This window comes from Microbacterium sp. (assembly GCF_041909575.1).
In the GTDB taxonomy this organism is placed as follows: domain Bacteria; phylum Actinomycetota; class Actinomycetes; order Actinomycetales; family Microbacteriaceae; genus Microbacterium.
The window spans coordinates 1-14,151 of the sequence record NZ_JAYRDE010000079.1 but is presented as its reverse complement, the minus strand read 5'-3'; the positions used below and the strand labels follow the sequence as shown (position 1 = coordinate 14,151).

The window sequence follows — 14,151 nt, the reverse complement described above, 5'->3', positions numbered from 1 at the left end:
TGCCGCATCTTGCCCGAGATCGTGGCGAGCACCTTGTGTCCGTTGGTCAACTCAACGCGGAACATCGCGTTGGGCAGGGCCTCGGACACGACGCCCTCGATCTCGATGACACCGTCTTTCTTCGCCATACGCTCGCTATCACTGCTTCTGCAGACCGGTCGGTCTGCGTTGGATGGGGATTGTGGTGCTCGGACACGCCGATGAAGGCGCAACGCACCAAAGATCAAGCATACGTGATATCGGATGCCTCGGCAAACCGGCGCGGATGCTCGATCGGCTCACCGACGACGCAGACGCACGCCCCGGGCGGTGAGGGCGGCGGCCCCCGCGAGCAGGAGAGCTCCGCCCAGCCAGAGGGCTCCCCACGAGATGGCGCCTCCGGTGACCGGCAGCTCCGGCGAGACCGTGCCGCCGCCCCCGCCGGGATCGACGGGGTCGACCGGGTCGACGGGGCCGATCGGACCGGCGGTGAAGACGTTGAGGACACTGAAGGACAGCGGGGCTTGAGCAGACCCCGCCGTGATGACGGTCGATGCGGGCGAGACGACGGGCTCGGCCCAGGTGCCGGTGTCGGCCGTCGGGACGACCTCGGCGACCGTGCAGGTCGCGCCCACGGGAGCGGCGATGGGCTCGCTGGTCCCTCCTGCGATCAGCTCCCAGTCGCCTTCGCCGACGACCTCACCGGCGAGGGTGCACGACCACGTTCCCTCGAACGAGACCGCGGGGGCCTGCGCGCCGGTGACGGACTTGGTGATCGTGAACGCGCCGAACGACGGGGACAGGCTGTTCGTCACCGTCACGGCGATCGGCGTCTGCGCCGATTCCGCCGAGATCTGCACCTGCCCGGGTGCGATGACCGGGGTCGACCATGCCCCGCCGGGCGGCGCCGTGGGCGAGATCTCGGCGATCGTGCACCAGGCTCCGACCGGCGCCTCGATGGGGGCGGTCGTCTCGCCCGCGGTGAGATCCCACGTGCCGGAGTCCAGGACATCGTCGCCGCCCTGCGTCGTCGTGCACTGCCAGGTTCCGGTGAACCCGTCGGTGAACTCGACCTCGTCGGGATTGTCGATGATCTTCTGGATCGTGAAGGACCCGGTGGCGAGCGCGTTGGTGACCGTGAACGCGAGCTGGATCTCGTCGGATGCCGCGGGCACGACGAAGTCGACCGGCGCATCGACGTCCTCGCCGTTGAGCGTCCACGTCGGGGTCTGCCAGGCGGCCAGGCTCGTCGGGTCGAAGCTCAGGCTGGCCGCCAGCACCCGGGCGCGATAGGTCGGGCCCACCGTCTCGGTGATGACGCACGACGCGCCCACCGGCAGTCCGTCCACCTGCGTCGTCTCGCCGGCGGCGACCTCCCACTCGAGGATGAGCTCAGCGCCGCCGTCGACCTCGCACGTCACCAGCCCGTGGAACGTCGTGCCCGGGGGCAGGAGCGCCGCGTCCTCGGGCGGGAGCACCTTGGAGACGGTGATCGAGCCGGGTTCCTCCGGGGAGATGACCGGGATGCACTCGAACGGCGCACTGACCCACGGGTAGTTGTGGTGCTCGTTGCCGACTCCGTCCATCAGGATCGTGCCGTTGGTGTACAGCCGGCCGTTCGTACTGGCGGTCACCCGCAGCGTCGGCTGCGAGGCATCCGGATTCGCACCCGGCACCAGGATCGACCCGAGCACCTGCGAGCTCCCCGCGATGTGCACCGAGGTGGCGTCGACGAAGTTCCACATGGTGCGCGCGGCCACGACCCCGAACAGGGGCGATGCCGGATCGTCCGCTCGCACACCGTCTTCGGCGAAGTAGTTGGGAGCCCAGGTCGGCAGGCCGCCGGTGACGTTGATGATCACTGCAGCGCCGTCGGGGATGCCGGCGAAGCCGATGGCGGCGTTGTCGGCCAGGGTCCCCGCGCTGATGTCGAACACCTGCGTCGCCGACGCGCCGTCGCCCGTGAACGTGAGCAGGGCGCCGAGCGAGACGGTGCCCGTCGTCGGCAGCGCGTCGAAGTCCGCGGATTCGGCCGCGATCTCCGATCCCCACGTCGACCATGGCGCGATCGCCGCCGGGCCCATTCCCTGCGTGAGCGTGCCGTTGTTGAGTTCGTAGTTGGCGCCGGACAGCTCGTAGTCGGGGATCGACTGGCCGCCGATGGCGACGTCGCCGCCGAGGAGCTGGCCGCCGTCGAAGGCGTTGGCGCCGACGTCGAGCACGGTCGTCGCCCCGACGCTCACATCGCCGCCCACGGCGAGCATCGTCGAGCCCGGCAGCGGGACGACGGCCGAGCCGACGCCGACCCATCCGACATTGAACCGCCCGCCGACGCTCTTGTCGAAGGAGGCATCCCCGCCGACGACGACGAGGCCCTCCGCCTCGGCGGCCGCCTGGCGCACCTGGAAGTCCGCGCCGGCGTAGATCGCGACGTGCTGATCGGTCCAGACGGGGTTCGTGTTGCCGGGCCCGGGGATCGTACCGTCGGGGCACTCGCCGATCGCCGCCGCAGCCGGCTCGACCGCCGATGGCGCCGCGACCAGCGCTGCACCCGCGACGATCCCCGCGACGATCAGCGCCGCGACGTCGCGCCGGCGTCGAACCTGCCCTGCGCCCATGACGCCCCCATTCCTGGGGCGAGCCTATCGCTCTGCGGGCTAGGGCAGGGCGGCGCGCAGGTCCGCTTCCGGGTCGCCCGTCAGCTCGACGAACTCACCGTTCAGGAGGACCGTCGGCGTGCCGATGCCCCCCGCGCCCGGGCGTACCGGGGTCTCCTCGGTCATCGCCGTGACGTAGTCGGAATAGACCCCGTCGTTCACGCACGACTCGATGCCCGTCACCCCGACGGATTCGGCGATCTGCAGGATCACGTCATCCGTCAATCCCGGCGTCCCCTCCTGGGGCTGGTTCGCGAACATGGCGCTCATGAAGGGCACGGAGGCATCGGCATCCGCCACCGCGACGCAGTACATGGCGTTCGCCGCGCGGGTCGAGTACTCGGTCCCCTGCGACTGAGCGTCGAGGATGGAGATCGGGTGGATGCCGAGCGTGATCGAGCCGTCGTCGACCATCGCGGCGATGTCCTCACCGTAGATCTGCTCGAACTGGTTGCAGACAGGGCACATGAAGTCGATGTAGGTCTCGAGATTGCTCGCCCCCTCGCCCACCAGGATCGCCCCGGTGTCGGGGTCGATGTTGGACGCGGACGGCGCCTCGCCGGGCCCGGGGTCCACGGCCTGGTTGTTGAGGTTCACGACGAAGATCGCGACGGCGACGAGCGCCACCACGACCCCGACGCTCACCCAGATGGCGAACCAGTTGACCTTGCGCGGACCCTCGGCCATGTCGTTCTCCTATGCGATCTCGGTCGGCGTGACACCGAAGGGCGCGAGCCCCGCCGCGCCGCCGTCGGGCGCGGTCAGCACCCAGATGCCCCCATCGTGCACCGCGACGCTATGTTCCCAATGGGAGCCGGAGGAGCCGTCGAGCGTCGACACCGTCCAGCCGTCGTCCTCGACGAACGTCGCCTGATCGCCGGTCACGACCATCGGCTCGATCGCGAGCACCAGGCCCGGCCGCACCTCGGGGCCGGGGTCGGGCACGCGATAGTTGAACACGGACGGCGACTCGTGCATCTTACGTCCGATGCCGTGGCCGACGTACTCGCGCAGGATCCCGTAGCCCGGCTCGGGCGCGTTGGCCTCGATGTGCTCCTGGATCGCCGCACCGACCTCGCCCAGCTGCCGCGCGGTGGCGAGCTTCGCGATGCCCGCCCACAGCGAGCCCTCGGTGACCTCCGACAGTCGCCGGCGCTCGGCGACGAGCTCGGGCCGCTCGGGATCGTCCAGCACCACGGTGAACGCGGAGTCGCCGTTCCAGCCCTTGAACTCCGCGCCCGCGTCGATGGAGAGGATGTCACCCGCGACGAGAGCCCGCGAGCCGGGGATGCCGTGGACGACCTGCTCGTTCACCGACGCGCAGATCGTGTGGCGGTAGCCCCGGACCATCTGGAAGTTCGACTTCGCGCCGCGGGAGGTGATGACAGCGGATGCCGCGGCATCCAGCTCTCCCGTGGTGACACCCGGCGCGATGAGCCCACGCACCGCATCCAGGGCGGCGGCCGTGATGAGCCCGGGCTCCACCATCGCGCGCAGCTGGGCGGGCGACTTGTAGATCGAGCGGCGCAGCGACACGGCTCAGGCCGCGGCGGAGCGGATGAGCCCGCGCGCCTCGAGCGCCGCGATGATGCGGTCGGTGATCTCGTCGAGGGTGCCGACGCCGTCGATCTCGTCGACGATGCCGCGCGTGCGGTACACGCCGAGGATCGGGGCGGTCTCGCGCTCGTAGATCGCGAGACGGTTCGCGATCACCGCTTCGGTGTCGTCGGTGCGACCCTGCTCCTGTGCCCGCAGGGAGATGCGGGAGATGCTCTCCTCACGCGGCACGCTGAGCTCGATGACGGCATCCAAGGTCTCGCCGCGGCCTTCGAGGAACTCGTCGAGGTGGGCGACCTGGCTCACGTTGCGGGGATACCCGTCCAGCAGGAACCCGCCCTCGGCGTCGGCCTGGGAGAGGCGATCGCGCACCACGGCGCTGGTCAGCTCGTCCGAGACGAGGTCCCCGGCCTCGATGACCGACTTCACCTGGCTGCCCAGGTCGGACCCGTCGGCGACCGCGGCGCGGAACACGTCTCCGGTCGAGACGGCCGGGATGCCGAACTCCTGCGCGATGCGGATGCCCTGCGTGCCCTTGCCCGACCCCTGGGGTCCGACGATGAGAAGCCGCGTCATCGGAGCAGCCCTTCGTAGTGGCGCTGCTGAAGCTGCGCGTCGATCTGCTTCACCGTCTCGAGGCCCACACCGACGATGATGAGGATCGAGGCGCCGCCGAACGGGAAGTTCTGGTTCGCGCCGACCGTGGCCAGGGCGATGAGCGGGAGCAGTGCGATGCAGCCCAGGTACAGCGAGCCGGGCAGCGTGATGCGGGTCAGCACGTAGTCGAGGTACTCGGCCGTCGGACGGCCCGCGCGGATGCCGGGGATGAAGCCGCCGTACTTCTTCATGTTGTCGGCGACCTCGACCGGGTTGAACGTGATCGCGACGTAGAAGTACGTGAAGCCGACGATGAGCAGGAAGTACACCAGCATGTAGATCGGGTGATCGCCGTTGGTGAAGTACTGCTGGATCCACGCCACCCACGGCGCGATCTGGTTGTCGGCGTCGGGCTGCGCGTTGAACTGCGCGATGAGCGCGGGGATGTAGAGCAGCGACGAGGCGAAGATGACGGGCACGACGCCGGCCATGTTGACCTTGATCGGGATGTAGGTGTTGGTGCCGCCGTAGGTGCGGCGACCGACCATGCGCTTGGCGTACTGCACGGGGATGCGCCGCTGCGACTGCTCGACGAACACGACCAGCGCGACCACCACGATTCCGACCGCGAGGACGAGGAGGAAGACCTCGAAACCGCGCGACTGCCAGATCGCCCACATCGACGCGGGGAAGGCCGCCGCGATCGAGGTGAAGATGAGGAGCGACATGCCGTTGCCGATGCCGCGCTCGGTGACGAGCTCGGCGAACCACATGATGAGGCCCGTGCCGGCGGTCATGGTGATGATCATGAGGAGCTGCGCCCACCACGCGTCGTTGGTGAGAAGCTGCTCGCACTCGGGGATGCCCGTCGCACCGAACAGCTGGCCGCTGCGGGCGACCGTCACGAGGGTCGTCGACTGCAGCAGCGCAAGCGCGATCGTGAGGTAGCGGGTGTACTGCGTCAGCCTGGCCTGCCCCGACTGGCCCTCCTTGTAGAGGGTCTCGAAGTGCGGGATGACCACGCGCAGCAGCTGGACGATGATCGTCGCCGTGATGTACGGCATGACGCCGAGCGCGAAGATCGACAGCTGCAGCAGTGCGCCGCCCGAGAACAGGTTGACCAGCGAGAGGAGGCCCTGGGTCCCGGCGGACTGACGGAGGCAGTCCTGCACGTTCGGGAAGTCGACGAACGGCGCCGGGATGTGCGCGCCGAAGCGATACAGGGCGATGATCGCCAGGGTGAATGCGATCTTCCGCCGAAGGTCGGGGGTGCGGAAGACCCGCGCGATGGCGCTGAACAAGAGGATGCCTCCAGATGGGATGCCGGCCCGCACTGCGACGTGCCGACGTCCAGGGTAACCCAGTGGGGGCCGGAGCAAGCTCCGGCCCCCACTGTGCGTACTACTTGACGGTGCCGCCCGCGGCGACGATCTTCTGCTCGGCGGAACCCGAGACCTTGTCGACCGACACGTTGAGCTTCACCGAGATGTCGCCGGTGCCGAGCACCTTGACCTTCTCGTTCTTGCGGACCGCGCCCTTGGCGACCAGGTCGCCGACGGTGACGTCGCCACCGGACGGGTACAGCTCCGACAGCTTGTCCAGGTTCACGACCTGGTACTCGACGCGGAACGGGTTCTTGAACCCGCGCAGCTTCGGGGTGCGCATGTGCAGCGGCATCTGGCCGCCCTCGAAGCCGACCTTCACCTGGTAGCGGGCCTTCGTGCCCTTGGTGCCACGGCCGGCGGTCTTGCCCTTCGAGCCCTCACCGCGACCCACGCGGGTCTTGGCGGTGTTGGATCCGGGGACCGGACGCAGGTGGTGCACCTTGAGGACACCCGGACGCGCTGCCGGGGCATCCGCCTCCGGGGCAGCCTTCTTGGCCGGAGCCTTCTTGGCGGCAGGAGCCTTCTCGGCCTTGTCCGCTGCCTCGGCCTTATCGGCCTTGGCGGCGGCGGCCTTCGCGGGCGCCTTCTTCTCGGCGGCCGGCTTCTCGGCGGCAGCCTTGGGAGCAGCCTTCTTAGCCGGGGCGGCCTTGTCAGATGCCTTCTTAGGGGCAGCCTTCTTCGCAGCCTCGGCCTCGACGGCCTCGTTCTTCTCGGCCTTCTCAGCCATCAGTCGATCTCCTCAACCTTCACGAGGTGGGCGACGGTCTTGACGTAGCCGCGCGTCTGCGCGTCGTCCGGACGGACGACCGAGTCGCCGATCCGCTTCAGACCGAGCGAACGCAGCGTGTCGCGCTGGTTCTGCTTCTCGCTCACCTTGGACTTGACCTGGGTCACCTTCAGGCGCGCAGCCATCAGACACCTGCCTTCGCAGCAGCCGCGGCCTCGGCCTCGGCACGGACGAGACGGGCGGGGGCGACCTGATCGAAGTCGAGGCCACGACGCGCGGCGACTGCACGGGGCTCCTCGAGCTGCTTCAGCGCCTCCACCGTCGCGTGGACGATGTTGATCGTGTTCGAGGAGCCGAGCGACTTCGACAGGACGTCGTGGATGCCGGCGCACTCGAGCACGGCGCGCACCGGGCCACCGGCGATCACACCGGTACCGGCGGCGGCCGGACGAAGGAGCACGACACCAGCGGCGGCCTCACCCTGCACCGGGTGCGGGATGGTCGAGCCGACGCGGGGCACGCGGAAGAAGTTGCGCTTGGCCTCTTCGACACCCTTCGAGATAGCCAGGGGCACCTCGCGGGCCTTGCCGTAGCCGACGCCCACGACGCCGTTGCCGTCACCGACGACCACGAGCGCGGTGAAGCTGAACCGGCGACCGCCCTTGACGACCTTCGAGACACGGTTGATCGTGACGACGCGCTCCAGGAACTGGCTCTTGTCGGCGTCACGCGAACCGCGGTCACGGTTGGGGTTGCGCTCGCGTCCGCCGCGACGCGGCTCGCGCTCACGCTCGGCCGGCGCCTCAGTGGTGGCGGCAGCAGCCTGCTCGGTCACTTCGGTCTCCACGTTGTTGTTGGTTGTTTCGCTCACAGGTTCAGACCTCCTTCGCGAGCGCCGTCGGCGATCGCCGCGACACGGCCCGCGTAGCGGTTGCCACCGCGGTCGAACACGACGTCCGAGACGCCGGCAGCCTTCGCACGCTCGGCGACGAGCTCGCCGACCTTGCGGGCCTTGGCGGTCTTGTCACCGTCGAACGTGCGCAGATCGGTCTCGAGGCTCGAGGCCGAGGCCACGGTGTGGCCCTTGCTGTCGTCCACGACCTGCACGAAGACGTGGCGGGCCGAACGGGTGACGACGAGGCGCGGACGCTGCTCGGTGCCGACGACCTTCTTGCGAAGGCGGGCGTGACGACGCGCGCGGGCGTCGGTCTTCGACTTCACAGCCATGGTTACTTACCAGCCTTTCCGGCCTTGCGGCGGACGACCTCGCCCGCGTACCGCACACCCTTGCCCTTGTACGGCTCGGGCTTGCGGATCTTGCGGATGTTGGCAGCCGCCTCTCCGACGGCCTGCTTGTCGATGCCGCTCACGGTGACCTTGTTGTTGCCTTCGACCGTGAACGAGATCCCCGCGGGCGGGTCGACGAGGACGGGGTGCGAGAAGCCGAGAGCGAACTCGATCGAGCTGCCCTTCTGCGCCACGCGGTAACCCGTGCCGACGACCTCGAGGCCCTTGGTGTAGCCCTGGGTGACGCCGATGATGTTGTTGTTGATGAGCGTGCGGGTCAGGCCGTGGAGCGAGCGCGAAGCGCGCTCGTCGTCGGGACGGGTCACGATGACCTGGCCCTCCTCGACCTTGACCTCGATGGGGCGCGCCACGGTGAGCGCGAGCTCGCCCTTGGGGCCCTTGACCGCGACGTCCTGGCCGTCGACCGAAACGGTCACTCCGGCGGGGATGTCGATCGGGAGACGTCCGATACGCGACATGTCAGATCACCACACGTAGGCGAGGACTTCCCCACCCACGCCCTTCTGCTCGGCCTGGCGGTCGGTGAGAAGACCGGAGGAGGTGGACAGGATGGCGACGCCGAGCCCGCCGAGGACGCGGGGGATCTCGGTCGACTTCGCGTACACGCGGAGACCGGGCTTCGAGACGCGCTTGATGCCGGCGATCGACCGCTCGCGGTTCGGGCCGTACTTCAGCGTGAGCGTGAGGGTCTGGCCGACACGGGCGTCCGAGACCTCCCAGGAGGAGATGTAGCCCTCCTGCTTGAGGATGTCGGCGATGTGCGTCTTGAGCTTCGAGCTCGGCAGCGACACGGAGTCGTGGTGCGCCGAGTTCGCGTTGCGCAGACGGGTCAGCATGTCTGCGACCGGGTCTGTCATTGTCATTTCTTGATTCCTTTGTTCATGAGGTTTCGACTGCCGTTACACGACAGGCGACCTTCTATGAGTGCCCCGGGAGCCGGCTGGCCCCCGGGACTTCACGCTCAGGCCTGGGCGTCCTCGTTGCGGAAGGGGAAGCCGAGGTGGCGCAGCAGCGCACGGCCTTCGGCATCCGTCTTCGCCGACGTCACGACCGTGATGTCGAAACCGCGGACGCGGTCGATCTTGTCCTGGTTGATCTCGTGGAACACGGACTGCTCCTGGAGACCGAAGGTGTAGTTGCCGTGGCCGTCGAACTGCTTGGCCGACAGCCCGCGGAAGTCGCGGATGCGGGGCAGGGCGAGGTTGACCAGGCGGTCCACGAACTCCCACGCACGGTCACCGCGGAGGGTGACGTGCGCGCCGATGGCCTGTCCCTCGCGCAGCTTGAACTGCGCGATGGACTTGCGGGCCTTGGTGACGACCGGCTTCTGACCGGTGATCTTGGTGAGGTCGTCGACCGCACCATCGATCACCTTGCTGTCGCGAGCTGCCTCGCCGACACCGGTGTTCACCACGACCTTGACCAGACCGGGGATCTGCATGACGTTCGCGTAGCCGAACTCGTCCTGCAGCTGTGCCTTGATCTCGGTGTTGTACTTCTGCTTCAGGCGGGGCTGGATCCGGCCAGCCTCCACGGCAGTGGTGGTGCTCATGTTCAGAGGTCCTTGCCTGACTTCTTCGCGTAGCGCACGCGGACGGTGCGCTTCACGCCGTCCTTCGTCTGCTCCTCGACGCGGTGGCCGACACGGGTCGGCTTCTTGGTCGAGGGGTCGACGAGTGCGACGTTGGAGATGTGGATCGGGGCTTCCATCGTCTCGATGCCGCCCGTCTTGGTGCCGCGCTGGCTCTGGCCGACGCGGTTGTGCTTGGTGACGAAGTTCACGCCCTCGACGATGATGCGGTTCTGCTCGACGAGGATCTCGAGGACCTTGCCCTGCTTGCCGCGGTCACCGCCCTTGTCCTGCTTCTTGCCAGTGAGGACCTGAACCAGGTCGCCCTTCTTGATCTTGGCCATGGGTCAGATCACCTCCGGTGCGAGCGAGACGATCTTCATGAACTTCTTGTCACGAAGCTCACGACCGACCGGTCCGAAGATGCGGGTGCCGCGGGGCTCCCCGTCGCTCTTCAGGATCACGGCGGCGTTCTCGTCGAACTTGATGTACGAGCCGTCGGGACGACGGGTCTCCTTCTTGGTGCGGACGACGACGGCCTTGACCACGTCGCCCTTCTTGACGTTGCCGCCGGGGATCGCATCCTTGACCGTTGCCACGATGATGTCGCCCAGACCGGCGTACCGGCGGTGCGAGCCACCGAGCACGCGGATCGTGAGCAGCTCCTTGGCGCCGGTGTTGTCGGCGACCTTCAGGCGGGATTCCTGCTGAATCACTTGTTACTCCTTGGGTTCCAAGAAAGCCGAGGCTTACTTGGCCTTCTCGAGGATCTCGACCAGGCGCCAGCGCTTGGTCGCGCTCAGCGGACGGGTCTCGTTGATGAGGACGAGGTCGCCGATGCCGGCGGTGTTGCCCTCGTCGTGCGCCTTGACCTTGGACGTGCGACGGATGACCTTGCCGTAGAGGGGGTGCTTCACGCGGTCCTCGACCTCGACGACGATCGTCTTGTCCATCTTGTCGCTCACGACGTAGCCGCGGCGGGCCTTGCGGTAGCCACGGGCGTTCTCGTCGCGCACGTCGTGCGCGGCGGACTCGTGGCCGGCGACCTGCGCCTTGACCTCGGCCTGAGGGGCCGCGGCCTTCTTGGCCGGAGCCTTCTTGGCCGGAGCCTTCTTCTCGGTGGTCTCAGCCATCACTCGGCCTCTTCCTTCACGGCCTCGTCAGCGGCATCCGCCTTCTTGGCCTTCGTCTTCTTCGCCTTCGTCGCGGTCTCCAGCGGCGCGGGCGTGGCACGGATGCCGAGCTCGCGCTCACGGATCACGGTGTAGAGCCGCGCGATGTCGCGCTTGACCGCACGGATGCGGCCGTGGCTCTCGAGCTGGCCGGTGGCCGACTGGAAGCGCAGGTTGAACAGCTCTTCCTTGGCCTTGCGCAGCTCCTCGACGAGGCGCTGGTCTTCGAACGTGTCGAGCTCGCTCGGAGCGAGCGTCTTGGTGCCGATCGCCATTACGCGTCGCCCTCCTCGCGCTTGATGATGCGTGCCTTGAGAGGCAGCTTGTGGATGGCACGGGTCAGGGCCTCACGAGCGAGTTCCTCGTTGACGCCGGCGACCTCGAAGAGGACGCGACCCGGCTTGACGTTTGCGACCCACCACTCCGGCGAACCCTTACCGGAACCCATGCGGGTCTCGGCAGGCTTCTTCGTGAGCGGACGGTCGGGGTAGATGTTGATCCACACCTTGCCGCCGCGCTTGATGTGACGGGTCATCGCGATACGAGCGGACTCGATCTGACGGTTCGTCACGTACGCGGGCGTGAGGGCCTGGATGCCGAACTCGCCGAAGGAGACCTTCGTGCCGCCGGTGGCCTGGCCATCGCGCTTGGGGTGGTGCTGCTTGCGGTACTTGACCTTGCGGGGGATAAGCATTACGCCGATGCTCCTTCTGCGACGGGGGCCTCGTTGCGCGGGCCACGACGCGGACGGTCGTCACGACGACGGTCCGACTTCGGCGCGTTGGCCTGCTCGCGAGCGAGCTCCTTGTTGGTCAGGTCGCCCTTGTAGATCCAGACCTTCACGCCGATGCGGCCGAAGGTGGTCTTCGCCTCGTAGAAGCCGTAGTCGATGTTCGCGCGGAGCGTGTGCAGCGGCACACGGCCTTCGCGGTAGAACTCCGAGCGGCTCATCTCGGCGCCGCCGAGGCGGCCGGAGACCTGGATGCGGACGCCCTTGGCACCGGCGCGCTGCGCGCCCTGCAGGCCCTTGCGCATCGCGCGGCGGAATGCCACGCGAGCGCTGAGCTGCTCGGCGATGCCCTGCGCGACGAGCTGAGCGTCGGCCTCGGGGTTCTTGACCTCGAGGATGTTCAGCTGGATCTGCTTGCCGGTGAGCTTCTCGAGGTCGGCGCGGATGCGCTCGGCCTCGGCGCCGCGGCGACCGATCACGATGCCCGGGCGGGCGGTGTGGATGTCGACGCGGACGCGGTCACGGGTGCGCTCGATCTCGATGTTGCTGACGCCCGCGCGGTCGAGCGAGGTCGTCAGCAGACGACGGATCTTGATGTCCTCGGCCACGTAGTCGGCGTAGCGCTGTCCGGGCTTCGTCGAGTCCGAGAACCAACGCGACACGTGGTCCGTGGTGATGCCGAGGCGGAAGCCGTACGGGTTGACCTTCTGGCCCATTACTTGCTCGCCTTCTTCGTCTTGGCAGCCGGGGCCGCCTCAGCGACCTCGGGCGTCGAGAGCACGACCGTGATGTGGCTCGTGCGCTTCTTGATCTGGAATGCGCGACCCTGGGCGCGGGGCTGGAAACGCTTGAGCGTCGTGCCCTCGTCGACGTACGCGTTCTTCACGTACAGGTCCTGCTCGTCCAGGTACTCGCCATCCTTGTCGGCCTTCACGCGAGCGTTCGCGATCGCCGAGGCGACGAGCTTGTAGATCGGCTCGCTCGCACCCTGCGGCGCGAACTTGAGGATGGCCAGGGCCTCCTCAGCCTGCTTGCCCTTGATGAGGGCGACGACACGACGAGCCTTCTGAGGGGTCACGCGGATGTGTCGCACGCGTGCGATGGACTCCACCATTTCTCTCTCCTCTTCGTCCCCGCCTTAGCGGCGACGGCCCTTCTTGTCGTCCTTCACGTGGCCGCGGAAGGTGCGGGTGGGCGCGAACTCGCCCAGCTTGTGGCCGACCATGGTCTCGGTCACGAACACGGGGATGTGCTTGCGACCGTCGTGCACGGCGATCGTGTGCCCCAGCATGGCGGGGACGATCATCGAGCGGCGCGACCAGGTCTTGATGACGTTCTTGGTACCGGCTTCGTTCTGGACGACGACCTTGCGAAGCAGGTGCTCGTCGACGAAGGGGCCCTTCTTGAGACTGCGTGGCATCTTCCTCTACTCCTACTTGCGCTTCTTGCCGGCGTTGCGACGGCGAACGATGTACTTGTCGCTTTCCTTGTTCGCGTGGCGGGTGCGGCCTTCGGCCTGGCCCCACGGCGAAACAGGGTGACGACCACCGGAGGTCTTGCCCTCGCCACCACCGTGCGGGTGGTCGACGGGGTTCATCGCGACACCGCGGACGGTCGGGCGGATGCCCTTCCAGCGGTTGCGGCCGGCCTTGCCCCAGTTGATGTTCGACTGCTCGGCGTTTCCGACCTCGCCGATCGTCGCGCGGCAGCGCGCGTCGACGTTGCGGATCTCGCCCGAGGGCAGACGCAGCTGGGCGTAGGGGCCGTCCTTCGCCACGAGGCGAACCGACGCACCGGCCGAGCGAGCCATCTTCGCGCCGCCGCCGGGGCGGAGCTCGATGGCGTGGATCACGGTACCGGTGGGGATGTTCTTCAGCGGCAGGTTGTTGCCCGGCTTGATGTCGGCCGAGGGACCCGACTCGACGATGTCGCCCTGCTGCAGCTTGTTCGGGGCGAGGATGTAGCGCTTCTCGCCGTCGAAGTAGTGCAGCAGCGCGATGCGCGCCGTGCGGTTGGGGTCGTACTCGATGTGCGCGACCTTGGCGTTGACGCCGTCCTTGTCATTGCGACGGAAGTCGATGACGCGGTACTGACGCTTGTGACCGCCACCGATGTGACGCGTCGTGATGCGGCCCTGGTTGTTGCGGCCACCGGTCTTCGACAGCGGGCGCAGCAGCGACTTCTCGGGCGTCGATCGCGTGATCTCGGCGAAGTCGGCCACCGACGAACCGCGACGACCCGGGGTCGTGGGCTTGTACTTGCGAATAGCCATGTTCTCTAGTCCTCTATCCCAGCGGTCAGCCGACGGCCGTGAAGATGTCGATGGTGCCCGACTTCAGCGTGACGATGGCGCGCTTGGTGTCCTTGCGCTTGCCGGTGCCGAAGCGGGTGCGGCGGGCCTTGCCGACGCGGTTGATCGTGTTGACCGCAGCGACCTTGACGCCGAAGATCTTCTCGATGGCGAGCTTG

General features: G+C 67.9%; 23 protein-coding genes. All 23 read right to left on the bottom strand.

Features of this window, described 5'->3' with window-relative positions:
- A partial coding sequence (locus ACE3O1_RS11330; RefSeq protein WP_374315131.1) for a translation initiation factor IF-1 occupies positions 1–128 on the bottom strand: 128 nt, incomplete at its 3' end.
- Between the two features lie 150 nt (positions 129–278).
- Entirely contained in the window at positions 279–2,597 is a 2,319-nt protein-coding gene (locus ACE3O1_RS11325; RefSeq protein ID WP_374315128.1) for a choice-of-anchor A family protein, read from the bottom strand.
- A gap of 39 nt (positions 2,598–2,636) precedes the next feature.
- The gene (locus ACE3O1_RS11320; protein WP_374315127.1) at positions 2,637–3,323 is read right to left on the bottom strand and encodes a DsbA family protein; all 687 of its coding nucleotides are present in this window, start codon (positions 3,321–3,323) and stop codon (positions 2,637–2,639) included.
- A gap of 9 nt (positions 3,324–3,332) precedes the next feature.
- Positions 3,333–4,172: a type I methionyl aminopeptidase gene (gene map, locus ACE3O1_RS11315; protein ID WP_374315126.1), complete on the bottom strand. Its 840-nt coding sequence runs from the start codon at positions 4,170–4,172 to the stop codon at positions 3,333–3,335.
- A 3-nt stretch (positions 4,173–4,175) separates the two neighbouring features.
- On the bottom strand, positions 4,176–4,769 hold the full coding sequence (locus ACE3O1_RS11310) for an adenylate kinase (protein WP_374315125.1): 594 nt from the start codon (positions 4,767–4,769) through the stop codon (positions 4,176–4,178).
- Positions 4,766–6,091: a preprotein translocase subunit SecY gene (gene secY / locus ACE3O1_RS11305; RefSeq protein ID WP_374315124.1), complete on the bottom strand. Its 1,326-nt coding sequence runs from the start codon at positions 6,089–6,091 to the stop codon at positions 4,766–4,768. The genes ACE3O1_RS11310 and secY overlap by 4 nt, the downstream gene beginning before the upstream one ends.
- Positions 6,092–6,191: 100 nt before the next feature.
- Positions 6,192–6,902: a 50S ribosomal protein L15 gene (gene rplO / locus ACE3O1_RS11300; protein WP_374315123.1), complete on the bottom strand. Its 711-nt coding sequence runs from the start codon at positions 6,900–6,902 to the stop codon at positions 6,192–6,194.
- Entirely contained in the window at positions 6,902–7,087 is a 186-nt protein-coding gene (rpmD, locus tag ACE3O1_RS11295) for a 50S ribosomal protein L30 (protein ID WP_023954062.1), read from the bottom strand. Before rpmD ends, rplO begins: the two co-directional genes overlap by 1 nt.
- The gene (gene rpsE / locus ACE3O1_RS11290) at positions 7,087–7,737 is read right to left on the bottom strand and encodes a 30S ribosomal protein S5 (protein ID WP_374315130.1); all 651 of its coding nucleotides are present in this window, start codon (positions 7,735–7,737) and stop codon (positions 7,087–7,089) included. The genes rpmD and rpsE overlap by 1 nt, the downstream gene beginning before the upstream one ends.
- A gap of 32 nt (positions 7,738–7,769) precedes the next feature.
- Positions 7,770–8,129, bottom strand: a complete 360-nt coding sequence (rplR, locus tag ACE3O1_RS11285; protein ID WP_374315122.1) for a 50S ribosomal protein L18 — start codon at positions 8,127–8,129, stop codon at positions 7,770–7,772.
- Positions 8,130–8,131: 2 nt separating this feature from the next.
- Positions 8,132–8,668 (bottom strand): 50S ribosomal protein L6, encoded by a 537-nt coding sequence (rplF, locus tag ACE3O1_RS11280; RefSeq protein ID WP_374315121.1) that lies wholly within the window; start codon positions 8,666–8,668, stop codon positions 8,132–8,134.
- Between the two features lie 6 nt (positions 8,669–8,674).
- Positions 8,675–9,073: a 30S ribosomal protein S8 gene (gene rpsH, locus ACE3O1_RS11275; RefSeq protein WP_045275471.1), complete on the bottom strand. Its 399-nt coding sequence runs from the start codon at positions 9,071–9,073 to the stop codon at positions 8,675–8,677.
- A 98-nt stretch (positions 9,074–9,171) separates the two neighbouring features.
- On the bottom strand, positions 9,172–9,762 hold the full coding sequence (rplE, locus tag ACE3O1_RS11270) for a 50S ribosomal protein L5 (RefSeq protein WP_374315120.1): 591 nt from the start codon (positions 9,760–9,762) through the stop codon (positions 9,172–9,174).
- Positions 9,763–9,764: 2 nt separating this feature from the next.
- Positions 9,765–10,124 carry a 50S ribosomal protein L24 gene (gene rplX, locus ACE3O1_RS11265; protein WP_374315119.1) on the bottom strand — a complete coding sequence of 120 codons (360 nt, stop codon included), beginning with the start codon at positions 10,122–10,124 and terminating at the stop codon, positions 9,765–9,767.
- 3 nt (positions 10,125–10,127) lie between these two features.
- The gene (gene rplN / locus ACE3O1_RS11260) at positions 10,128–10,496 is read right to left on the bottom strand and encodes a 50S ribosomal protein L14 (protein WP_127474113.1); all 369 of its coding nucleotides are present in this window, start codon (positions 10,494–10,496) and stop codon (positions 10,128–10,130) included.
- A 33-nt stretch (positions 10,497–10,529) separates the two neighbouring features.
- Positions 10,530–10,913 (bottom strand): 30S ribosomal protein S17, encoded by a 384-nt coding sequence (gene rpsQ, locus ACE3O1_RS11255; RefSeq protein ID WP_374315118.1) that lies wholly within the window; start codon positions 10,911–10,913, stop codon positions 10,530–10,532.
- Positions 10,913–11,227 carry a 50S ribosomal protein L29 gene (gene rpmC, locus ACE3O1_RS11250; RefSeq protein WP_045275475.1) on the bottom strand — a complete coding sequence of 105 codons (315 nt, stop codon included), beginning with the start codon at positions 11,225–11,227 and terminating at the stop codon, positions 10,913–10,915. The genes rpsQ and rpmC overlap by 1 nt, the downstream gene beginning before the upstream one ends.
- Positions 11,227–11,646, bottom strand: a complete 420-nt coding sequence (gene rplP, locus ACE3O1_RS11245) for a 50S ribosomal protein L16 (RefSeq protein ID WP_045275476.1) — start codon at positions 11,644–11,646, stop codon at positions 11,227–11,229. The genes rpmC and rplP overlap by 1 nt, the downstream gene beginning before the upstream one ends.
- Entirely contained in the window at positions 11,646–12,398 is a 753-nt protein-coding gene (rpsC, locus tag ACE3O1_RS11240) for a 30S ribosomal protein S3 (protein WP_169580747.1), read from the bottom strand. Before rpsC ends, rplP begins: the two co-directional genes overlap by 1 nt.
- The gene (gene rplV / locus ACE3O1_RS11235) at positions 12,398–12,796 is read right to left on the bottom strand and encodes a 50S ribosomal protein L22 (protein WP_106816558.1); all 399 of its coding nucleotides are present in this window, start codon (positions 12,794–12,796) and stop codon (positions 12,398–12,400) included. The genes rpsC and rplV overlap by 1 nt, the downstream gene beginning before the upstream one ends.
- A 24-nt stretch (positions 12,797–12,820) precedes the next feature.
- The gene (rpsS, locus tag ACE3O1_RS11230; protein ID WP_168912871.1) at positions 12,821–13,102 is read right to left on the bottom strand and encodes a 30S ribosomal protein S19; all 282 of its coding nucleotides are present in this window, start codon (positions 13,100–13,102) and stop codon (positions 12,821–12,823) included.
- 12 nt (positions 13,103–13,114) lie between these two features.
- Positions 13,115–13,954: a 50S ribosomal protein L2 gene (gene rplB, locus ACE3O1_RS11225; RefSeq protein WP_374315117.1), complete on the bottom strand. Its 840-nt coding sequence runs from the start codon at positions 13,952–13,954 to the stop codon at positions 13,115–13,117.
- 25 nt (positions 13,955–13,979) lie between these two features.
- Positions 13,980–14,151: 50S ribosomal protein L23 (locus ACE3O1_RS11220; RefSeq protein ID WP_374315129.1), on the bottom strand; the 172-nt coding region annotated here is incomplete at its 5' end.